The following is a 21,549-nucleotide window of genomic DNA, read 5'->3' as shown; positions in this document are numbered from 1 at the left end:
AAAGCCAAGGAGGGGTGGGACTCCCTCAAGCAACTTGGGCAACCAGGCCGGCTGCCCAGTCCAGCAGACGGTCGACTGCTTCTGGGGTTTTGGCTTCGGAGTACAGCCGCAGCAGAGGCTCGGTGCCGCTACCCCGGATCATCACCCAGCTGCCGTCGGCCAGGGTAAATTTATGGCCGTCGCGATGAAAATGCTGGATTACCTTCTGCCCCAAAATCTCAGATGGGGGATCCTTCTGTAGCCGTTGGAACAGCTGGGTTTGTTGGTTTTGATCCTTCAGGTGCAGGTCGCGGCGCTGGTAAACCGAGCTAAACCCCTCCCGTTCCTGCAAAGCCCGGTAAAGGGCGCTTAGATCTTGTCCGGTTTCGGTAACGGCTTCGATCAGATACAGGGCAGAAAGCAGGGCATCCCGCTCGGGGATATGGCCCAGATAGCCGATGCCGCCCGATTCCTCTCCCCCCAGCAACACCTGGGTGCTTAGCATGCGCTCGGCAATGTACTTAAAGCCCACGGGCGTTTCCGTAACCGGCAAGCCATAGCGCTTGGCCACCTTGACAAACAGCTCCGAGCCGCTGATGGTTTTGACAATTTCCCCCCGCAAGCCGCGCCGCCCCGCCAAGTGGTCAATTAGGATGGGGATGAGCACCTGGGGGCTGAGAAAATGACCTTGTCCGTCGAGGGCGGCAATGCGGTCAGCGTCGCCATCGAAGACCAGCCCCATTTTGAGGGGGGCGGGATCCGCCGCAATGATCTGGGCAGAAGCTTGCAGGTTTTGCGGCAGCGGCTCAGGGGGAAATCCCCCAAACAAAGGATCTCGCCGTGCCTGCAACTCGATGACTTTTTCCCCTAACAGGCGGCTGAGGCCACCGGCGCCGGAGCCAAACATGACATCCACCCAGATCTTGGCCGGGGAGCTTTTGAGCTTTTCCAGATCCACAAAGCAACTGAGCTGCTCCAGGTAGCCGGGCCAGGGATCCCAGGTGTGGATGGGGGCAGAGTTGGATCCCAGGGGCTGGAGGTGGTGCAGCTCCTGCTCGATGGCGGCAGTGACCTCTGGAGGCACGGAGCCGCCAAAGCCGCCCTTGACCTTAAGGCCGGAATAGTGGGGCGGGTTGTGGCTGGCGGTGATCACCAAGGCGCCGTGGCAGCCCCGCTCTTTGGCTCCCCAGCTGAAGGCTGGCGTTGGGGCTACACAGGCTGAAAGGTAGACGGGGATCCCCAAGCGAGCCACCACCTCAGCGGCGTGGGCGGCAAAGCGTTCGGAGAGAAAGCGGTTGTCGTAGCCAATCACAATCCCTTCGCCAGGATAGGTGCGGGCCAACACCTGGGCACTGGCCTGGGCGGCAAGGGCCAAGTTCTGAAAGGTAAAGCCCTCGGCAATCACGGCTCGCCAGCCGTCGGTGCCAAAGCGAATGGAGTTTCCGACCATGGTTTACCAAAATCCACCCCGCCCACATATAGCACGGAAGGATCCCCTCCAGACCAACTCAAACCAGATTGAGCCCCTGTCCCAGCGCTCTGGGCTGCTGTTGCGAACTCCAGGGGGCGGGAGTTTTATTCGCTGCTCTTGAGAAGCTGGGATCCCCCGTAGTCGCTGAGGCTGCTAATAGTGCGCCGTCCCAAGCTGGGCACTGTCCGCCTCACCAGGCCGGTCAGCACGTTGCCAGGGCCAATTTCCCACACCTCTTGGACGCCGTCGGCCGCCATCTGCAGCACCGTTTCTCGCCAACGCACCGGAGAGGTCATCTGGGCCAGCAGCGCCTGTTTGAGAACCTGGGGATCGCGGCTGGCAGTGGCGGTGCAATTGCTGTAGACCGGCACCCGCGGTGTCTGAAAGTCAACTTCGCGCAACCTGTGGGCAAACTCTTCTGCTGCCCTCTGCATGAAAGGAGAGTGGAAGGCGCCGCTGACGTTGAGGGGAACGGTGCGCTTGGCCTGCAACTGCTCACAGACAGACTGCACCCCCTTTACAGAGCCGCTGATCACCACCTGCTCCGGGCTGTTGTCGTTGGCAATGGTAACGTTGGGGGTTATCTGGCAGAGGTGCTCCAGCTGAGCGCGGTCAAACCCAATCACCGCTGCCATGCCGCCAGGGGGATCTCCCGCCCGCTCCATCAGTTGGCCTCGCAGCGCCACCAGCCGCAAGCCGGTTTCAAAGTCAAACACCCCAGCAGCATAGAGGGCGCTGTACTCGCCTAGGCTGTGGCCGGCTGTACAGGCGGGAGCCTGCCCCTGGGCATAGAGGTAGTCACTCAAGAGGGCCGACACGGTAAACAAGGCCGGCTGCGTATAGCTGGTCTGGTGGATCTGCTCTTCTGAGAGGGCCAACGGATCCCACCCCAGCACCTCACGCGCCAAAGCCAGCTTCTGGGCGGCCCCTGGCCAGTCCTGTAAATCCCTTCCCATGCCCACCCGTTGGGATCCCTGGCCGGGATAGATCCAGGCAATGGTCATCAACCACCTCTCCTTAACTCATCTGCCCCAGCGAAAGACAATGGCTCCCCAGGTGAGGCCGGCGCCAAAGCCTGCCATCACCCCCAGATCCCCAGGGCCAAACCGCCCTTGAGCAATCCATTCGGCCAGGGCGATAGGCACCGAGGCCCCTGAGGTGTTGCCGTAGCGCTCCAGAACACTGGCCACCTGCTGGGTAGGCAACTGCAGGCGCTTGGCCACGGCATCGAGGATGCGCTGGTTGGCCTGGTGGATGAAGTAGCCTTGAACTGCCTCAGCTGGGATTCCGGCCCGAAGGAGGGCTTTCTCGATAATTTCCGGCACCGCCTGGACAGCAAACTTATAGACCTCGCGGCCGTTCATCACGATGGGACAACAGCGGTACTGTCCCACCTGCAGGGATCCCACCAGGGGCTTAGCCTCGGTGGCCATGGCCAAGCTAAGCAGATCGCTGCCCTTGCCATCGCTGCGCAGCTCAATGCTGAGGATCCCATCAGCTCCTGCTTCTCCCGCCTCCAGCACTACTGCCCCTGCCCCATCCCCAAACAGAATGCAGGTGGTGCGGTCTGTCCAATCGACGGTGCGGGAGAGCACATCTGCTGCCACCACCAGGGCCCGCCGGTACAGCCCGGTTTGTAGAAACTGGGCGGCTGTGGCCACCGCAAACACAAACCCTGTACAGGCTGCCGTCAGATCAAAGGCCACTGCCCGACTTGCCCCCAGGGCTGCCTGCACCCGTGGGGCCGAGCCAAAGCGATCGACGGCAGTGGAAGTAGCCAGCAGAAGCAAATCTAGCTCCTGCGGCAGGATCCCAGCGTGATCTAGAGCAGCTCTTGCCGCCTGAGCCGCCAGATCCACCACGCTCTGCTCAGGGGGCAGGATGCGTCGCTGGCGAATGCCGGTGCGGGGCCAAATCCACTCGTTGGAAGTTGCAACAATCTGGCTGAGGTCGTCGTTGCTTAGGCAGGGATCCGGCAGGGCAGCCCCCACCCCCACTAGGCGTACGCTTGGGAGGCCAGTGCTGGGCATGGGCACTACCCTTCCCTCCGCTCCAGGGATCCCAAGGGCAAGGGGCCGGAGGTAGAGCCGCTCCGAAGGCTCACAGGGCGCTGCCCAGCACTGGCTTGAGATTCGCGAGTATCGACCATTTCCGCCTGCAGCCGCTGCAGGACTTTCTGCTCTGCCGCCTCTTTGGCTAGGCGAATGGCGTGGTACACCATTGGCGCCTTGGAGCTGCCGTGGGTGATAACACAGATGCCGTTAACCCCCAGCAGCAAGGCGCCGCCGTACTCCACATAGTCCATGCGCCGCTTGACCTGCTTGAGGTTAGGTTGGAGCAGCCAGCAACCCAGCTTGCCGCGCCAGCCCCGCGGCAGCTCTTCCCGCAGCACCTGGGTGATCACTTGGCCAACACTCTCAGCAAACTTGAGCAGGGCGTTGCCGACAAAGCCGTCGCAGACCACCACGTCAAAATTCCCAGTTAACACGTCCCGACCCTCGGCATTGCCAGCAAAGTGGATCCCTGGCAACTGGGCCAGGCGCTGGTGGGTGGCCAGGGCTAGATCGTTGCCCTTGTTGGGTTCCTCACCGATGTTGAGCAGGCCCACCCGCGGCCTCTCAATCCCCAGCACGCATTGGCAGTAGAGGGATCCCATGCGGGCAAACTGCTCCAAAAAACGGGGCCGGCAATCCACATTGGCGCCCACATCCAGCAAAAGCACCGGCTTTCCCTTGAGGGTGGGCAAAAGAGCAGCAATGGCTGGGCGGTCGATCCCGGCCAGGCGACCCAAGTTGAGATAGGCCGCCGCCATGGCAGCACCCGTGTTGCCGGCAGCCACCACTGCATCTGCCTGCCCAGCGCGCACCTGCTGCATGCAGACATTGATGGAGGCTTTTGGCTTTCGGCGCACCGCCAGCGGTTCCTCGGCCATGCCCACCTCTTCCTCAGCAGGCACAAGGGTAACCTTGGGAGGCAGGGGCCTGGGCAAAAAAGGCTCAAGAGCCTCTGGCCGACCAACCAGCGTGATCCCCACCCGCAGCCGCTGCTGGGCCAGTAGGGCGCCCTTGACAATCTCCTCGGGAGCGTAGTCGCCCCCCATGGCATCAACTGCAATTCGCACGAGCTGACCTCACCCTGGAACCCTTCTAAATAAGCAAACTTCGCGGACCGCCGCTGCTCCTTTGGGATCCCGCCAGCCGCGAGGGACTACCGAATTCTACCAAAAAACCCGTTCTCCAGCCCCGGCCTCTGGCTACGCCGAGTCAACCTAGACAGCCTAGAACCCCCTCCTGGGGTGGCCTTGCACCCTCCAGCAGGAGAGCAGTTAGCTACGTACCGGTGACGCGAACCTGTAGCCCCTTTGTCAGAGGAAAAGCAGCTAGCGCTCTGCCTGGGCGTTCAAGCGGGAGACAACCAGGTACACCACAAAGAGAAACAGGGCTAGCAACGCCATAGGTCGATCCTTGGTCAGCATCTTTAGTGTCTGTAGGATAGGGTGCCCACCCGATCAGGAATCGAGTCGCCGTCCTTACATAAATTAGAGATACTCCCGCAGGTTGGTTCTCGGCGGAAGATCGACTGCCAACCTTGGCGATCCCCTCTCACTGGCCGGGCTCGGAGCCGGGCAGAGCCACCAGCAGGGCCTCCAGCAGCCGCTGCACCCGGCTGAGGCGCAGGCCAAAGTCGGCCAAAACGGGGCTGTTGGGGATGATGGCGTGGCGGAACCCCAGCTTAGCGGCTTCCTTGAGGCGCTGCTCCAACTGCGGCACCGGGCGCACCTGCCCCCCCAGGCCCACCTCGCCAATCAAGACCGTGAAGGGATCCACCTGGCGATCCCGGAAGCTGGCGGCCACGGCCACCGCCACCCCCAAATCGGCAGCCGGCTCGTCCACCTGGATGCCGCCGGCAGAGGCGATGTAGGCATCGTATTTGGAAAGCGGGATCCCCACCCGTTTCTCCAGCACCGCCAAGATCTGCAGGAAACGGTTGAGCTCGAGGCCGGTGGCAGTGCGGCGGGGGAAGCTGTAGCTGGTGGGGCTGACCAGGGCCTGCACCTCGACCACCAAAGGGCGGGTGCCCTCGCAGGCGACGATGGTGGCCGTTCCCGGCGTGGCTTGATCCCGACTGCTCAAAAAAAGCTGCGAGGGGTTGTCTACCTCCCCCAAGCCAGAGGCGGTCATCTCGAAAACGCCGATTTCCTGGGCTGCCCCAAAGCGGTTCTTGACGGCGCGCAGCAGCCGGTGGCTTTGAAAGCGATCCCCCTCGAAGTACAAGACGGTGTCCACTAAGTGCTCTAGCACCTTGGGCCCGGCCAGGGATCCATCTTTGGTAACATGGCCAACGATGAGCAGGGCCACCCCCAGTTTTTTGGCCACCCGCATCAAGAGGCTGGTGCATTCCCGCACCTGGGAGACGGATCCCGGCGCTGAGCTGAGCTGCCCCCAGAAGATGGCCTGAATGCTGTCGATGATGGCCACCTGGGGCTGCAGAGCCTGGATCTCAGCCACAATGGCCTCTAGCTCGGTCTCGGCCAGTAGGTAGAGCTGCTCGCTTTCGGACTCCGTCCCGCCGAGGCGATCTGCACGCAGCTTAATCTGTTGGGCTGATTCCTCCCCCGACACGTACAAGACAGGTCCGCCCTTGGCTAGATGAGCAGCAGTCTGCAGCAGCAGGGTGCTTTTGCCGATGCCCGGATCCCCGCCGATCAACACCAGGGATCCCGGCACGATGCCGCCCCCCAACACACGGTCAAACTCGCCAAAGCCCGAGGAAAGGCGGGGGTGGCGATCCAAGCGCACCTGAGTAAGAGGGAGGGCTGCCTGGGGGATCCCGTTGCCGCGGCTGCGCGGGGGGACAAGACGCTGCGGTGGCGCAAACTGGGGGGAGGGAGCGACGACCACCTCCGTCAGGGTATTCCAGGCGCCACAGTTGTTGCAGCGGCCCAAAAACTTGGGATAGCGCTCGCCGCACTGGCTACACTCCCAGACGGTTTTGGCCTTGGCCATGAGCAGGGATCCCGCCTCTTTCTCAGGCTACAAAGACTCAATCCCGCTGGCGCAATCAGGATCTCCGCAAGGGCTCCGACCGGCTGCCGCTAGCTGGGGGACATAGGAACGGCAGGCATGGGCACCTCTGGCAAGACTAGGGATCCGCACTGGGCGTGGTGGCGCAGCAGATGGTCACAGAGCACCAAAGCCACCATCGCCTCTACCATCGGCACCGCCCGCGGCAGCACGCAGGGATCGTGGCGCCCCCGCGCCACCAAGACCGTCTCCTGGCCGTCGAGAGTGACCGTGTTTTGAGGCTGGCGAATGGTGGCAGTGGGCTTGAAGGCCACCCGCAGGACGATATCTTCCCCGTTGCTGATGCCCCCCTGGATGCCGCCGGAGCGGTTGCTGCGGGTGCGCCAGCCGCTGGGGGTCATGTAGAACTCATCGTTGTGCTGCTTGCCCGTCAGGTAGGTGCCGGCAAACCCCGAACCAATCTCAAACCCCTTGCTGGCCGGCAGCGACATCACCGCCTTGGCCAGGTCGGCTTCTAGCTTGTCAAACACGGGGCAGCCCAGCCCGCGGGGCACATTGCGGGCCACGCACTCCACCACTCCCCCGAGAGAATCTCCTTCCCGCGCCGCTGCTTCGATTTTCTCAATCATTGCCGCCGCCGCTTCTGGGTTTGGGCAGCGGACGATGTTGGCTTCCACCTGCTCGGCTGTTACTGAGCTGGGATCCACCTGCGCCTCCACGTCTTGGACCCGCTGCACGTAGGCCAGGATCTCCACCCCTGCCGCCAGGCGCAGGATCTTCTTGGCAATCGCCCCAGCGGCCACCCGGCCAATGGTCTCCCGCGCAGAGGCCCGTCCTCCCCCCTGCCAGTTGCGGATGCCGTACTTGGCCTGGTAGGTGGCATCAGCATGGGAAGGGCGAAAGGTGGTGGCTATTTCGCGGTAGTCCTGGGGGCGGGCATCCTGGTTGCGCACCAGGATGTGGATGGGTGTGCCCAGCGTAAAGCCCTGGAAAACCCCGGAGAGGATCTCGCAGCGATCCGCCTCCTGGCGCGGCGTGGTGATGGAGCTCTGGCCAGGGCGGCGCCGATCCAGCTCCGCCTGGATGTCGGCCTCGCTCAAGGGCAGCCGCGGTGGGCAGCCGTCCACCACCACCCCCACCGCCCCCCCGTGGGACTCGCCGTAGGTGGTGACGCAAAACAAGACGCCGAAGGAGTTGCCGTTGGCCATGGGATCCTTGGGTTGCCGAAAGTTGAAAACCTGCCCGCTTTGGAGAGGGTCTGACCCTTGAGGGACTGTTTTTATTCTGCACCAGGGAACTGCCGAGCAGCGCGGTGCAACTGACGACAGCCGGCGATCCCCCGCAACACTAGGTGGGGATCCCAGCGCAGCTCTGGGTCAAGGGGACGCAGGTGGGGGTAGAGCAGCTTGCCATCGCCGCCGGTTACTAGCAGGGGCCCCTGGGGAAAGCGGCGCCGCCAGTCGGCGATGAAGTCCTGCAAGCCGGCCAGCAGGGTGTAGAGAATGCCGCTGCGGATGGCAGCCCCCGTGTCCCTAGCCCAGCGAGGGGGCAAGGGATCCGCCGCCTCCCACTCCGCTTTGGGCAGGCGGGCGGTGTGGTCGGCCAGTGCCTGCGCCTGTAGCCCTAGGCCGGGCAGGATCGCCCCCCCCACTAGGGATCCCTCCGGGTCAGCCCCCGTCAGGGTCAGGGCGGTGCCGGCGTCGATAACCAGACAGGGCCAGCCGTAGTGGATGCCGGCAGCCCAGGCGGCCAGCGCCCGATCCAGCCCCAGGCTGGGGTAGGGATCCCGCAGCGGCACCTGGGAGAGCTCAAGGCAATGCACCCACGGGGATCCCGGCGGCAAAGGGGCGGAGCCAACAGCAGCCAGCCACAGCTCCGTCTCTTCCGGCCAGGACAAAGGCTGGTGGGCAGGGAACTGTTCCACCTTGACCAAGGTCTCCCCCACAAACCAGCCCCAGCGCACGTGGGTGTTGCCCAGCACCGCGGCTAGCCACCGGTCGGGTTGGGCCTCAAAACTCATGCAGCAGCTCCGCCTCCCCGCAAAACAGCTCCACCGGCTGATCCGCAGGGATCCCGGCTAACTTTTTGGCGGTGGAAAGCTGCCATTCCGTTGTCAGGGCTTTTCCAGGCAGCAGCACCGCCCCCCGCGTCCCCACTCGGACAAATAAGCCCATGCGGGTGGGATCCACCTGCTCCAGCGAGGGGATGGCCACCTGGATGGACGCCGACTCCAGCTCCCCAGGTCGCAGGGGCCGGCAGCGTCAGGGACTCCGTCCCGCTTGCGCAAACAGGAAGGGGTGGCGGCTGGACGGGAGCAGGGATCCCTTCTTCCTCCCTGGGGCCGACCAAGGCGCCTGCCCAGGAAGTCGTGGCCGGGGACGGGATCCCGCCAACGCGCCCGGAAACCTCTGACCGGGATCCAACCAGCGGCTCTAGCCCCGCCCCCAGAAACAAGGCCAGCAGGCCGAGCAGGCGAACGGCAAAGGTGGACATGGGCAGGGATCCCCTTGGCAAGGGAGAGAGGGTTGGCAACCCAACTCTAGGCTAGGCTACGCCCCCGCTGCTGCAGGTACTGGAAAACGGTGTTCAAGTCCTTGTCGCCCCGCCCGGAGCAATTGACCACCACCCGCTGCTGGGGGCCAAGCTGCGGCGCCAAAGTCTTCAGGTAGGCCAGGGCATGGGCCGTCTCCAGGGCGGGGATGATCCCCTCCAGGCGCGACAGCAGCAGCAGCGCTTCCACCGCCTCGTCGTCGGTAACCGCGTAGTACTCGGCCCGCCCGATCTCTTTTAGGTAGCTGTGCTCCGGCCCTACGCCAGGGTAGTCCAGACCGGCGCTGATGGAATGGGCCTCCTGCACCTGGCCTTCCTCGTCCTGCAGCAGGTAGCTCATGGCCCCGTGCAAGACCCCAATGCGACCGCGGCTGAGGGTGGCGGCGTGGCGGGATGTGTGCAAACCCTCCCCGGCAGCCTCAATACCGATGAGCCGCACCTGAGGATCGCGGATAAACTCGTTGAACAGGCCCAGGGCATTGGAGCCGCCGCCCACACAGGCCAGCAGCACGTCCGGCAACCCTCCCCATTTCTCCTGACACTGCTGCCGCGTCTCCTGGCCAATGACATCGTGAAAGGCCCGCACCAGCTTCGGGTAGGGGTGGGGCCCGGCCACCGTGCCAATGACGTAGTGGGTGGTCTCCACATGGGTTACCCAGTCGCGGATGGCCTCGGAGAGGGCATCTTTGAGGGTGGCCGTGCCGGCTTCCACCCCGCGCACCTCAGCGCCCAACAGGCGCATCCGCTGCACGTTGGGGGCCTGCCGCTCCATATCCAGCGCCCCCATGTAGATGACGCACTCCAGGCCGAAGCGGGCGCACACCGTTGCCGTGGCCACCCCATGTTGGCCGGCGCCGGTCTCGGCGATGATCCGCCGCTTGCCCATGCGCACCGCCAGCAGCACTTGGCCGAGGGCGTTGTTGATCTTGTGGGCGCCGGTGTGGTTGAGGTCTTCCCGTTTGAGGTAGATCTGGGGGCCACCGTAGTGTTCGGTAAGCCGCTGGGCAAAGTAAAGCGGGCTGGGCCGACCGACAAAATCCCGCAACAAGCTGTGAAACTCGGCGCGAAACTCGGGATCCTGCCAGTGCCGCTCAAAGGCTTCCTCCAGCTCCGTCAGGGCGCTCATCAGGGTTTCCGGCACAAAGCGGCCCCCAAACGGCCCAAACCGGCCCTGGGGATCCGGGCGCACCTGGGGGTCAAGGGGATCCCAAGCAACAGCGTGGGCAGCAGCAAGAGGAGTTGAGGTCATGGCAAATCCGTTGCTGCGGGCTGGGCAGCCGGCAATAGGAGACAGGCTTCCCTATTCTACAAAAGTCGGAAACGCAGGAAGGCGACTATTTGCTGCCCTAGAAGGTGGGATCCCGCCAAAACCGGCTTTGAGTAGATGAGGCCGTCCGATTTTGTATGGACAAGCATCTGCAAGAGTTGCTCCAGCAAGAAGAGCAAAAGCGCATAGACGAGGAGTTGCGCCGCACTATACCCTTTCTCAAAGGAGTGGCAGTCTCTTTGTCGTTATTGCTAGCTTTTGCACGGTGATGGAAAGCGCTGAAGGTCTTTTTGGGGGGGTGCATCCGTCCCGCTGACGCGAACGGCGTGTTGTTTGTTTCTCCCCCTGGAAGTAGTGGACAACTGCGCCGCCATCCAGCGAGCTAGAGAAAAAATTGAACTGCTGCGCTCCGGGCAAAACCTCGATAGCGACCGGCAGATTAACAAGCTGGAAACCCTTCCTTACTCTCCGAGTCGGGGGTGAGGGAGCAGGTTAGGACAAAGGAGCCTAGAATGGCCCCAGTTCTGAAAACCGCTGCTTGCCAGTCTCCTGGTGGGAAAAGGGACCCCGGCTCTAGCCTCACCCGCTCTTATGCCTCGACTATCCGGCTGACTTTGTCCCCCAAGGGGAATCCGATAGCAGCGACGGCCAGGTGTTTGTCGGCGAAGAGGGGGCCGAGCTGCGGGTTTGGGGTGGGTTTTTCAAGCAACGCCCGCCAGCGCCCTGCAAGAGGAGCTGCAGCGCAGCCGAGAAAGCCGACGCCGGGTTACCTCTCAAGTTGCCAGTCAGGATTTTTTGGGGTCTCCGGCTACGAGCTAGGCAGCTTGCGGATTTTAAGCTCGTCCGCCCCTCTCTAGAGGCCGGCTTTGAATTGGTCTATCTGGCCAGCCGGCGCGACCGTTACGACCGGGATGGGGAAGCCATAGCCCGGTGGCTCCCTGACCCAGGCCCCAGTTGGGGCATGATCATAGGGATCCCTGGCAAAACCAATGGCCGAGAGACCGCTGGACAGTTGGCTGCGGGAACGGATGCAAGCCGTTGGCCTTTCCTCATGGCGGGCCTTGCAAGCCCGGGCAGGGATCAGCCGCCGCGCCCTCGAGCAGGTGCGCCAAGGGCGGTGGGGATCCCTGCGCCTGGAGCAACTGCAGAAGTTGGCTGCCGCTCTCCAGTGGGACGTGGGATCCCTACTTAGCGGCGGAAGGGGCTCTGACAATGCAGAGGCAATCTTCTCCCTGCTGCAGCCGCTACTGACCAGCTACCCCACTGTCCGCGAGATTGCCCGGCGCAAGCCGGATTGGCCGGCCCAGAACGTGACAGCTCTGTTCCGGTCGCTGGATGCCCTGCTGCAGCAGTGGGGGTATGAAGCCATCGGCAGCCCTCTTGAATCTGTCCCCTTCGACCCGCAACTGCACCAGCCGGATCAGCCGGACATTCGGCCTGGGGATCCTGTCTATATCCGCTTTGTTGGCTACCGCTGCGGCGATCGCATTCTCTGCCCAGCCAAAGTTAGTCGCTCCCTGCCCGGAGGATTGAGCTGATGGCACCCGTCCCCAAAGCGACGCTGGCTATTGATTTTGGCACCAGCAACACCGTGGTGGCGGTTTGGGATCCCGTCCAAGAAGCGCCTCGCCTGCTCAGCCTTCCCGGCCTCTCCCGCCCCGGTTACGCGGCCATTCCCAGCCTGGTCTACGTCAAGGGAAAAGGCCAGCTCTTGGTGGGGGAAACCGTGCGCGCCGGGCGGTGGGGAGCAGTGGATCCGCAGCGCTTGTTTCAGGGCTTCAAGCGGGATCTGGTGGCGGAGTTTGTCCCCCCGCCGCGAGTTCTCGATGGAGAGCGCTACGATGCCGAGAGGGTAGCCCAGGCTTTTTTGCAGGCAGTGATGGAAGCCATCCAGCAAGAATACCCGCAGCCGCAACAGGTGGTGTTTACAGCTCCCGTCGGCTCTTTTGAGCGCTACTTAAACTGGCTGCGGAGGGTGGCCGGGGATCCCATTCAGATTGTGGACGAGGCCACGGCTGCTGCCCTGGGCTATGCGGTTGACCAGCCGGGATCCCTTGTGCTGGTGGTGGATTTCGGCGGCGGCACCTTGGATCTCAGCCTGGTGCGCACCCTTCCCCCTCAGCCGGGCAACCCCGTCCTCAAGGCGGAGGTGATTGCCAAGGCCGACGCCTACGTGGGTGGGGTGGATATCGACATCTGGATTGCCGAATACCTGCTGGGGCAACTGGGGCTGAGCCGGCAGCAGATGGGAGCCCTGAGCTGGATTACCCTTTTGGAGCAGGCAGAACAGCTCAAGATTACCCTTTCTACCCAGCCCAAGGCGGTGGGCAGTTGGTTTGACGACGAAGCCCTAACCGCCTATGAGCTGCAGTTGGATCGGCAGGTGCTGGAGGAGATTTTAGAAACCCACCAGCTCTTGGATCAGATCCGCCAGTGCCTAGACGAGGTGCTCCTCACTGCCCAGGCCAGGGGAGTGGGCAAAGGCCAAATTGAGCAGGTGCTCCTGGTGGGAGGCAGCTCCCAACTGCCGGCAGTCCAAGAGCTGCTCCGCTCCTACTTTGGCAAAAAGAAAGTCCGCTGCGAACGCCCCTTCGACGCCGTGGCCCTGGGCGCCCTGCAGGTGGGCCGCCAAGTTAAGCTGGAGGATCGCCTGCACCACAGCTACGCCATCCGCCTCTGGGATCCCTTGCAAAAAAGCTATATCTACTACCCTCTGTTTGAGCGGGGCAGCCCCTACCCCTGCCGACGCTCCGAGCCCTTGATCTTGCAGGTGGCCAACGATGGGCAAACCGAAATTCGCCTCGATGTGGGAGAAGTGGCTCAGGTGGCCCAAGCCGAGGTGGTTTACGACGAGCTGGGGCGCATGAGCAGCCGCCAACTCACTCGACAAACCGATTTTCGATCCCTGGCCCCCGGCGCCGAGCCGGCTTGCCTGGCCCGCCTGCAGCCCCCAGGCCGCGCAGGAGAAGATCGCCTCAAGGTGGAATTTGCCGTCGATGCCTCGCGGCGGCTGCTGGCCACTATCTTCGACTTGCAAACCCAGCAGCTTTTGGTAGAGGCCCAGCCCGTAGCCACCCTGAGTTAAAGAAAGGCACTTAGCCTCTTATCGCACCAAAACCCAAACAGCTGACCCTCCTCCCCTCTGCCTGAGGGAGAGGGGCTGGGCGCTTGGCTTGGCGGCAAAGTGTCCTATGTTTGTTTGAAAAGACTATAACCCGATCGGTTGGATGGGGATTTGTTGGGCCTAGCTTGAGCAATTCAGTATTTGAGAAAAAGCCTTGTTTCCACCACCACCCCCCTCTTTTGCCCGTCCCCCCCTGGACTTTATCCCGCCGGCCTACAGCCCCTGGGTGCTGCGGCTTGTCCACGGGATCCTGCCGCTGCTGTTGCGGCTGAGGGTGCGGCCCTGGCTTCCTTCCGGCATTGCCAAAATCGAGGCTAGGGGCGTGGAGACCCTGGCGCAGCTCTACCACCAGTTTCAGGCGGGCCAGATTCGGCTGATCCTCGCTTTCCGCCATGTGGAGGTGGATGACCCCCTGGTGGGCCTCTACGTGCTCTCTCGCCTGGTGCCCCAGGCTGCCCGTCGCCAAGGGATCCCCCTCCGCAAACCCATTCACGCCCATTTTCTCTACGACCGGGGCATGCCTCTTTGGGGGGGTGAGTGGCTAGGGTGGCTTCTGTCTCGCCTAGGCGGGATCCCTGTGCACCGGGGACGGCGGGTGGATCGGCTGGCGCTGGCGGCGGCGCGGCGCCTACTGCTGGAGGGCCAGTTTCCTTTTGGGATCGCGCCGGAAGGGGCCACCAATGGCCACAGCGAGCGGGTCAATCCTCTGGAGCCGGGAACGGCGCAACTGGCCTTTTGGTGCGCCGAAGACCTGGCCAAAGCCGGTCGTTCGGAGAAGGTGGTTGTGGTGCCCATCGGGATCCAATACCGCTACCTGAAGCCTTCTTGGAAAAAGCTGGAGCGCCTGCTAAGCCACCTCGAGCGCCTCAGTGGCCTGACGCCGCCGGCGGCTCTCAAGCCTTCCGCAAACCGCCACTGGGCTCAGCGGATTTGTGGCCTGGCCCACCACCTGCTGGCCCAGATGGAAACGTTTTACGGCCTTCCCCCTCTTCCCTCTGGGGAGCCTTTCAACGCCCGCCTGGAGCGGCTGCTCCACACGGCGCTGCAGACGGCCGAGACCTACTTTGGCCTATCTCCCCAAGGGGATTGGAACAGCCGCTGCCGCCGCATCGAAGAAGCCGCCTGGACCCAGATCTACCGAGAAGAATTGCGGCATCCTGGATCCCTGGCTCCGCTGCAGCGGGGGTTGCTCAACTGGAAAGCCCAGCAGGCCACCCTCTACCTGCAGCACATGCGCCTGGTGGAAAGCTGCGTGGCTGTGCAAGAAGAGTACTTGCTGAGTAAGCCTTCTTTTGAGCGGCTGGCAGAAAGTGCCCTGATCCTGTTTGATGTCTTGGCCCGCCTGCGCGGCGATCCCTACCCGGCCCGGCCTCGCCTGGGTTGGCGAGAAGTTCAAGTTACGGTGGGGGATCCCATCTGGGTGAGCCAGCGATGGGAACGCCAGTACCGCCAAGGCCGCCAGGAAGCCAGACAGGCAGTAGCCGAGCTAACTCAAGATTTGCAACTTGCTCTCGAGCGCATGATCTCTTGAAGCAGCAATATGCCTGGCTGGCACAGTTGCCTGTGGTAGGGATGCGGAGCCCTTTCTCCCGCTCCCCTCTCCCTCTGGGAGAGGGGCTGGGGGTGAGGGCGGATCCCCCTGGGAGAGCCGACTTTAGTCGGAGGAGTGTCAAGACCATCTATAAGCAATGGCTAGGCCAGTTGCTCCTTTGACGTAGTCAATGTCTTCGCGGAACTTTTTGAGCTCCTGCTTTTAGATTGCATAGGCAGCATCAAGGACGGTGGTAGGGGAGCTAAGACGCTTTGGAAGTTTCCCTTTCCCAAAGACAAGAAGACTCAACCTTTGCCGGGTACTGCCCTAGCTTTTGGGAAGACGGCAGCGGGGATAAAGGTCTCCCCAAAAAGCAAGGGATCCCTTCCCCAGGGATCCCTCTTCTAAGACCCATTGAGACTAGAACAAGTTAGTCGCGCTCAATGTACAAAAAGAGCACGGCCATGGCCACTGCCGGCAGCAGCCAACCGACAATGGGGACGAAAATCCAAGGAAGATAAGCAGCAGCGTAAGAACCGGTCATAGTTTTGCTCCTCTCCAGTGTCTTGACAAGCTTGACAACTAATTCACCAACCCTCGAAAGATGGCGTCGATCCCGGCAAAGTTCTCCAACAGGAAGTAGGCAGCAAACACACCGCCCATGCCTCCCAGGAAAAATCCTGCCGTCAGATCCCCCCAGCCACGGGCTGTAGATAGAGGATTGGCTCCCGGCGTTTCCGGCTTGTTTCCGAAGGTAACGCTGCCATAGGCGGACATGCAGGCGGTTCCCAGCAGCACCAGGGCCATCGCCGTGACCAGACCACCCAAATTAGCTGCCTCAGGATAGTCCCGCAGCGGGCCCACCACGATTTCCGGTCCCACTAAGAAATAGCCATGCGCCAGCCCAATCTCCAGCCCCCGCAACAGCGGCGACAGCCCAGGACGGTTGATGGGAAGATTGTTGAGGAACAGACGTGTAACAGGAGAGTCGCTAATCGGCGTCGAAAGGTGGCCCTCGCAGGGATCGTCGTTGAAGGTGCGAATGTAATCCATGTCCGAAGGTCCTGCCTGGAATTTTGGGATTCATTCTACGGGGCCTCAGTTCCCCTCTCAGCAGCCGCCATCCGGATCGTTAAAAAAGTTCATGCTTGCTTAACAGAGATATAGCCCCTCTCAAGCCTCCAGGACATTGGCACCGTTTCCATTAGCCTCAACCCCTCTTCCCGCCAGCCCGACAGAAGCGGGATCTCCAGCTAGTCTACCGCCCAGGGATCCCCGTTCCGGCGGAAAACAAAAAAGCCTAACTGTTTTCAGCTAGGCCCATTAGCAAACCTGACACCACTACGCTGGGAGTTGGGTAGAACTAGAAGCCCGAGCCAAGGCCCACATAGGAGCCATAGAAGAAAAGCCCCACCACCGTAATCACACCCAGACCAACAACCACAGCTACTATCCACAGGGGAATCCTTGCCTGACTGGTCATAGCAACTGGCCTCCACAAGAAGTAGATCTCTAAGGAAAGCTGCAGCCCCAAGGAGGGATGAAGGTAAGCCTACCTCCCTACCGCTTTTCTTCAACTGACTGTCAGAAGCAGAGATAACCTAAGCCTTAGTTGATAAAGTAGCTAGAAAACAACAGGCCAAGCACAAACACCAACAACAAGCCCAGGTAGAGGGAGGTGCGGTTTAGCTCTACCGGCTGGGTATTGGGGTTCCTTTCAGGTTGATCAGCCATAGGGTTTCACCGTTGAATAAACTGCATTGCAGCAATGGCTCCCAGAAAGAAGACCGTTGGGATCGCCAGCGTGTGTACTGCCAACCAGCGGACAGTAAAAACAGGATAAAAAACAGGCTCATCAGATTTGGTAGCTGGTTTAGTTGCCATCGCTCAGACCTCGCCTCTTAGGACATTACAAACTGCAACAGTTACGAAGCTGCTACCCTCGCCTTGCCCTAGCGCGTTAGCCTCTCCAGCTGCTCGAGAGCGTTGAAGCGGTCGCTTACAATTGGCAACTCCTGACGCTCTGCGGTGAAATACTCATTGGGGCGCGGCGTGCCAAAAATATCATAGGCTAGGCCGGTGCTAACAAAAAGCCAGCCGGCCAAAAACAAGGCGGGAATGGTCAGGGCATGAATAACCCAGTAGCGGACACTGGTAATAATGTCAACAAAAGGTCGCTCTCCGGTGTTGCCAGCCATGAAACTCCTCCCTGCGGTAAGGGCAAAGGCGCTTTTTGAACTTCTTGAGTCTATACCTCAATCATAAGGACTTCGAGGCCCAACTACAAGTTAAAGCCAGATCCCACCCCAACCTGCCGGGAACTCCTCCTGGAGCCAGGCAGGAGAAAACGTTACAAGCCAGCAGCCGGGGGCAGCCCAGAGCTAGGAACCTCACCGCAAAACCAACTGGCCGGCTCCCACCAGCAGGCCGTGAGCTCCAGCAAGCCAGCTAGGGAGGGGAGAATGGGAAGCACCGGAACATGCCACACTGGATCCCATCTTCCAATAGCAGCGCCCATGGATCCCTGTCTAATCCCTGTCAAGCTTCCCCACAGCTCCTACGACATTCTCATCCAGTCCTCCGCAGGCCCTAGCGGCCACAGCCTCAGGCAGTTGGGATCCCAGCTGCGAGCTTTGGGGCTAGCCGGCAAGGTGCTGGTGGTGAGCCATCCGGGTATTGCCAAGCATTTTGCCGAAAAGTTGATGCAAGGGTTGCAACAAGCCGGGTTTGCCGCCCATCTTTTTCTGTTGCCCGCCGGCGAGCGCTACAAGACCCTGCGCTCGGTGGCCAAGATCTATGATGCTGCCTTGAGCTTTGGCCTGGAGCGCTCCTCCACCCTCGTGGCCCTAGGAGGCGGGGTAATCGGGGATATGGTGGGGTTTGCTGCCGCCACCTGGCTGCGCGGGATCCCTTGGGTGCAGGTGCCCACCTCGCTTTTGGCCATGGTGGATGCGGCCATTGGCGGCAAGACCGGGGTCAACCATCCCGGGGGGAAAAACCTAATTGGGGCCTTCTACCAGCCGCGCCTGGTGTGGATTGATCCAACGGTGTTGCAGACCCTGCCCCGGCGGGAGTTTACTTCAGCCCTAGCCGAAGTGATCAAGTACGGCGTCATCCAGGCTGCCGACCTGTTTGAGTTTTTGGAAGACCGGCCCAGGCTGAGCCGCTATGCCGACTTTGCTCCCGCAGATCTGCACTATCTGCTGCGCCGCTGTGCCGAGTGCAAAGCCTGGGTGGTGCAGCAGGACGAACGAGAGGGGGGCCTGCGGGCCATCCTCAACTATGGCCACACCCTCGGCCATGCCCTGGAAACTGTTACCGGCTACCGCCGCTACCTGCACGGGGAGGCGGTTGCCATTGGCATGGTGGCTGCGGGGGAGATCGCCCGTCGCCTGGGGTGGTGGAGCGCGGCTGAGGCCGAGCGGCAGCGACGCCTTATCGAAAGGGCAGGGCTGCCCAGCCACTGGCCCGCCGGGATCCCTTGGGAGGCGGTGCTGCAGGCGCTGCAGGCGGACAAAAAAGTCAAGCAAGGGCGAATCCGCTTCGTTCTGCCCCGCCGGATTGGCCAAGCGGAGCTGACCGATCAAGTCGAGCTGGCGGATGTGCAGGCCGCTCTGGCGGCGATGACGGCAACCTCTTGAGCCCTAGAATTAGGAAAAGCTGAGGACAAGAAAGCATGGGACGGCAACAACGGGTAGCCATCCTAGGGGCCACAGGAGCCGTAGGAGTGGAGCTGCTGAAGCTGCTGGAAGAGCGCCGCTTTCCGGTGGCAGAGCTGAAGCTGTTGGCCTCGCCCCGCTCGGCGGGCACCTACTTGACCTTCAAGGGAGAACGGATCCCGGTGGAGCCGGTTTCAGAAGCGTCCTTTCGGGGTCTGGACCTGGTCTTGGCCTCTGCCGGGGCAAGTGTTTCCAAAACTTGGGCCAAGACCATCGTCGAGGCAGGGGCAGTGCTAATTGACAACTCCAGCGCCTTCCGCCTGGATCCCGATGTCCCCCTGGTGGTGCCGGAGGTCAACCCCCAAGAAGCCTTTCGCCACCAGGGGATCCTCGCCAACCCCAACTGCACCACCATCCTAATGTGCGTGGCCATCTACCCACTGCATCGCCACATCCCGCTGCGCCGTGTGGTGGCTGCCACCTACCAGTCCGCCAGCGGGGCCGGGGCCCGCGCCATGGTGGAGCTGGAGGAGCAAACCCGCGCCTACCTGCAAGGCCAGCCGTTGCAGCCGCAGGTGTTCCCCTATCCCATTGCCTTCAACCTCTTCCTCCACAACAGCCCCCTGCAAGAAAACGGCTACTGCCAGGAAGAGATGAAGATGGTCAACGAGTCCCGCAAGATTATGGGATCCCCCCACCTACGGCTGACGGCTACCTGCGTGCGGGTGCCGGTGCTGCGCACCCATGCCGAGGCCCTCAACCTGGAGTTCGAGCAGCCCTTCCCGGTGGAACAAGCCCGACAAATTCTGGCCCAGGCTCCTGGGGTGGTGCTTATCGAAGATTGGGAACGCAACCGCTTCCCCATGCCCATTGATGTAGCCGGCAAAGACGAAGTGGCCGTGGGCCGCATCCGCCAGGATATCTCCGAGCCCAAAGCCCTAGAGCTGTGGCTGTGCGGGGATCAGATCCGCAAAGGAGCAGCCCTCAACGCCATTCAAATTGCCGAGCTGCTTTTGAATGGTGTTCCCACCCCCGGTAGCTGCGAGATTAGCTCCAGCACCGCAGGCAGCAGGTAAGGGAGGAGGTGCGCCAGGCCCTACTGTCAAAGACGGCGCTCCCGGCAAGGTGTGGCTAAAGCTCACGCCGGTCAGGGGTATAGCGGCGTTGTTGATGATGGTAAAGGTGAGCGTTCCAGTGCCGGTAACAGGGGCCGGGCCAATTGGTCCAAGCGGGTTAGGAGAAAAGGCCATGGTAAAGGTGGGAGCTGGCACCGTTACCGTCAGGTTGATAGCAGCAGCGGTAGCATTGGGCGCCTGGTTGCTGCTGAGGACTACCGCTGGGCTGGTCAGGGATCCCGCTGTGGTGGCCGTAACTTGAAGGTCTAGGCTGATGGTGCAACTGGCGTTAGCTGCTAGCGAACCGTTGACCAGCAAGATGGAATTTGCCCCTGGCGGAGCGGCCACCGTCCCGCCGCAGCCGTTGTTCAAGTTATTGGGAGTGGCGACAATTAAGCCGGCAGGTAGCGGATCGGAGAAAGAGAGGCCGGTCAGCGGCAGGGCGGCTGTGTTGGTAATTGTGTAGGTCAGGGTTGTTTTGGCGGTGGGGCCGGCAGCCACTGAGGTGGGGCTAAATGCCTTGGCAAAAGTCGGAGCAGTCGGAGCCGGTGTTGGTGTGGGTGTTAGCGTGGGTGTCGGCAATATCGTCGTTCCGCTGCTTCCGCCGCCGCCGCAGCCGGCTAGCCCCAAGCAAACTCCTCCCAGACTACAAGAGTGGCAATCGCTGTTTTCCTCATCTTCAGTCTCCTCCCTGGTCATTGCTAACTGAACACCTTTAGACGCTGTAATCGGCAGCGCGCTCTCCGCAGGGGCGGCAGCTCAGTTCCAGAGAGCCTAGCACCAAGACGAGTTTATTGAAAGTGACGAAAAACATTGACACCCGGGTTGTCTGGTGCTTGGCAGGGTGACGAGCTCCAGAGCAGGGATCCGCCTACGACGCTGGTGGGGAAGGTCGCAAGCTGTGCCTCAGCAGCCAAAGAACCATCTTCAGCCGTCGAGGAAAAAGAGCTGGTGGATGGGAATTAACCAGAAAAAGGGGAAAATTAAGAGGCATTGGGCCTTGGCGGAGAGTGGCTTGTGCATCCAATTGCAACGGGATCCCTGGCCAGCTTTGTGGCCGGGTTAGCAACGGGGCTGGGGGCTTTGCCGGCGCTGTTTCTTCCCTCGCTCTCGGCGAGGGTGCAAGGGATCCTGCTGGGGTTTGGGGGTGGGGTAATGTTGGCTGCCACCTCGTTTTCGCTGCTGGTGCCGGGCACCGAGGCGGCGCTGGCACTGGGATATTCCCAGTTGGGGGCAGCCGTAGTGATGGTGGCGGGCTTGTTGCTGGGGGCGATCTTCCTCGAGAGTGCCCACCAGCTTCTTCCCCACGAGCACTTCTTTAAAGGGATCGAAGGGGAGAACCGCGCCCATCTAAAGCGGATCTGGCTCTTTATCATCGCCATTGCCCTGCACAACTTCCCGGAAGGCTTGGCGGTGGGCGTGGGGTTTGCCACCGGCCAAGTCGGCAATGGGCTGGTGCTGGCCCTGGGGATCGGCCTGCAGAACATGCCGGAAGGGCTGGTGGTGGCCTTGTCGCTGGCAGGCCAGGGGTACTCGCGGCTGTTTGCTTTTGCCATTGCCCTGCTGACCGGACTGGTGGAGCCCATCGGCGGCATCCTGGGAGCGACGGTGGTTTCTCTGGCGCAGTCCTTGTTGCCCTGGGGCATGGCCTTTGCTGCCGGGGCAATGTTGTTTGTGATCTCGGATGAGATCCTCCCCGAGTCGCACCGGCGGGGGCTGGAGCGGGAGGGCACCTTTGGCGTTCTCAGTGGGTTTGTGGTGATGCTGCTGCTGGATATTGCCCTGGGGTGACGTACTCCTGGCACTCCTCTTCGTTGAGTCAACGCAAC

The 21,549-nt window shown here is 62.0% G+C and carries 22 protein-coding genes; 6 read left to right on the top strand and 16 right to left on the bottom strand.

Annotated elements, in window-relative coordinates; all coding sequences use genetic code 11:
- Positions 1-25 precede the first annotated feature (25 nt).
- The 9 genes from NW830_RS04780 to trpB form a co-directional block, all read right to left on the bottom strand.
- On the bottom strand, positions 26-1,429 hold the full coding sequence (locus NW830_RS04780; protein WP_414360483.1) for a phosphoglucomutase/phosphomannomutase family protein: 1,404 nt from the start codon (positions 1,427-1,429) through the stop codon (positions 26-28).
- A gap of 125 nt (positions 1,430-1,554) precedes the next feature.
- Positions 1,555-2,454, bottom strand: coding sequence for an ACP S-malonyltransferase (fabD, locus tag NW830_RS04775; RefSeq protein ID WP_414360486.1), 900 nt, complete (start codon positions 2,452-2,454; stop codon positions 1,555-1,557).
- Between the two features lie 18 nt (positions 2,455-2,472).
- Entirely contained in the window at positions 2,473-3,480 is a 1,008-nt protein-coding gene (locus NW830_RS04770; protein ID WP_414360488.1) for a beta-ketoacyl-ACP synthase III, read from the bottom strand.
- Positions 3,481-3,485: 5 nt separating this feature from the next.
- Positions 3,486-4,571 (bottom strand): phosphate acyltransferase PlsX, encoded by a 1,086-nt coding sequence (plsX, locus tag NW830_RS04765; protein WP_414360491.1) that lies wholly within the window; start codon positions 4,569-4,571, stop codon positions 3,486-3,488.
- Between the two features lie 481 nt (positions 4,572-5,052).
- Entirely contained in the window at positions 5,053-6,456 is a 1,404-nt protein-coding gene (radA, locus tag NW830_RS04760; RefSeq protein ID WP_414360492.1) for a DNA repair protein RadA, read from the bottom strand.
- Positions 6,457-6,545: 89 nt separating this feature from the next.
- The gene (gene aroC / locus NW830_RS04755; RefSeq protein WP_414404570.1) at positions 6,546-7,682 is read right to left on the bottom strand and encodes a chorismate synthase; all 1,137 of its coding nucleotides are present in this window, start codon (positions 7,680-7,682) and stop codon (positions 6,546-6,548) included.
- 71 nt (positions 7,683-7,753) lie between these two features.
- Positions 7,754-8,494, bottom strand: a complete 741-nt coding sequence (locus tag NW830_RS04750) for a pantothenate kinase (protein WP_414360497.1) — start codon at positions 8,492-8,494, stop codon at positions 7,754-7,756.
- Complete coding sequence (locus NW830_RS04745) at positions 8,484-8,687, bottom strand: hypothetical protein (protein ID WP_414360499.1); 204 nt, start codon at positions 8,685-8,687, stop codon at positions 8,484-8,486. Before NW830_RS04745 ends, NW830_RS04750 begins: the two co-directional genes overlap by 11 nt.
- 326 nt (positions 8,688-9,013) lie before the next feature.
- Positions 9,014-10,273: a tryptophan synthase subunit beta gene (gene trpB / locus NW830_RS04740; protein ID WP_414360502.1), complete on the bottom strand. Its 1,260-nt coding sequence runs from the start codon at positions 10,271-10,273 to the stop codon at positions 9,014-9,016.
- A gap of 1,007 nt (positions 10,274-11,280) precedes the next feature.
- On the opposite strand from trpB, the gene NW830_RS04735 reads away from it, so the two are divergent.
- The 3 genes from NW830_RS04735 (at position 11,281) to NW830_RS04725 (ending at position 14,946) form a co-directional block, all read left to right on the top strand.
- Positions 11,281-11,829, top strand: a complete 549-nt coding sequence (locus tag NW830_RS04735) for a helix-turn-helix domain-containing protein (protein WP_414360504.1) — start codon at positions 11,281-11,283, stop codon at positions 11,827-11,829.
- A complete protein-coding gene (locus tag NW830_RS04730; protein WP_414360505.1) occupies positions 11,829-13,376 on the top strand; it encodes an Hsp70 family protein in 1,548 nt (515 codons plus the stop codon). The genes NW830_RS04735 and NW830_RS04730 overlap by 1 nt, the downstream gene beginning before the upstream one ends.
- Before the next feature lie 193 nt (positions 13,377-13,569).
- Positions 13,570-14,946 (top strand): 1-acyl-sn-glycerol-3-phosphate acyltransferase, encoded by a 1,377-nt coding sequence (locus NW830_RS04725; protein WP_414404569.1) that lies wholly within the window; start codon positions 13,570-13,572, stop codon positions 14,944-14,946.
- A 430-nt stretch (positions 14,947-15,376) separates the two neighbouring features.
- On the opposite strand, the gene NW830_RS04720 is transcribed toward NW830_RS04725, so the two are convergent.
- The 6 genes from NW830_RS04720 to psbE form a co-directional block, all read right to left on the bottom strand.
- Entirely contained in the window at positions 15,377-15,490 is a 114-nt protein-coding gene (locus NW830_RS04720; RefSeq protein WP_414360509.1) for a photosystem I reaction center subunit VIII, read from the bottom strand.
- Positions 15,491-15,528: 38 nt separating this feature from the next.
- Positions 15,529-15,999 carry a photosystem I reaction center protein subunit XI gene (locus NW830_RS04715; protein ID WP_414360511.1) on the bottom strand — a complete coding sequence of 157 codons (471 nt, stop codon included), beginning with the start codon at positions 15,997-15,999 and terminating at the stop codon, positions 15,529-15,531.
- Positions 16,000-16,309: 310 nt separating this feature from the next.
- Complete coding sequence (locus tag NW830_RS04710; protein WP_414360513.1) at positions 16,310-16,429, bottom strand: photosystem II reaction center protein J; 120 nt, start codon at positions 16,427-16,429, stop codon at positions 16,310-16,312.
- A gap of 125 nt (positions 16,430-16,554) precedes the next feature.
- Positions 16,555-16,680 (bottom strand): photosystem II reaction center protein L, encoded by a 126-nt coding sequence (locus NW830_RS04705; protein WP_414360515.1) that lies wholly within the window; start codon positions 16,678-16,680, stop codon positions 16,555-16,557.
- Positions 16,681-16,686: 6 nt separating this feature from the next.
- Positions 16,687-16,830 (bottom strand): cytochrome b559 subunit beta, encoded by a 144-nt coding sequence (psbF, locus tag NW830_RS04700; protein ID WP_414360516.1) that lies wholly within the window; start codon positions 16,828-16,830, stop codon positions 16,687-16,689.
- A 68-nt stretch (positions 16,831-16,898) separates the two neighbouring features.
- Positions 16,899-17,144 (bottom strand): cytochrome b559 subunit alpha, encoded by a 246-nt coding sequence (gene psbE, locus NW830_RS04695; RefSeq protein ID WP_414360519.1) that lies wholly within the window; start codon positions 17,142-17,144, stop codon positions 16,899-16,901.
- Between the two features lie 318 nt (positions 17,145-17,462).
- Between psbE and aroB the strand changes: the two genes are divergently transcribed.
- The gene (gene aroB, locus NW830_RS04690) at positions 17,463-18,587 is read left to right on the top strand and encodes a 3-dehydroquinate synthase (RefSeq protein WP_414360522.1); all 1,125 of its coding nucleotides are present in this window, start codon (positions 17,463-17,465) and stop codon (positions 18,585-18,587) included.
- A 35-nt stretch (positions 18,588-18,622) separates the two neighbouring features.
- Entirely contained in the window at positions 18,623-19,681 is a 1,059-nt protein-coding gene (locus tag NW830_RS04685) for an aspartate-semialdehyde dehydrogenase (protein WP_414360525.1), read from the top strand.
- 550 nt (positions 19,682-20,231) lie between these two features.
- Here NW830_RS04685 and NW830_RS04680 read toward each other — a convergent pair.
- Positions 20,232-20,354, bottom strand: a complete 123-nt coding sequence (locus NW830_RS04680) for a hypothetical protein (protein WP_414360528.1) — start codon at positions 20,352-20,354, stop codon at positions 20,232-20,234.
- Between the two features lie 383 nt (positions 20,355-20,737).
- On the opposite strand from NW830_RS04680, the gene NW830_RS04675 reads away from it, so the two are divergent.
- Positions 20,738-21,511: a ZIP family metal transporter gene (locus NW830_RS04675; protein ID WP_414360530.1), complete on the top strand. Its 774-nt coding sequence runs from the start codon at positions 20,738-20,740 to the stop codon at positions 21,509-21,511.
- Positions 21,512-21,549 lie beyond the last annotated feature (38 nt).

Source organism: Synechococcus sp. OH30, assembly GCF_047462175.1.
Classification (GTDB): Bacteria; Cyanobacteriota; Cyanobacteriia; order Thermostichales; family Thermostichaceae; genus Thermostichus.
Note: the sequence above shows the minus strand (reverse complement) of the source record. Positions and strands in the feature narration are given on the sequence as shown.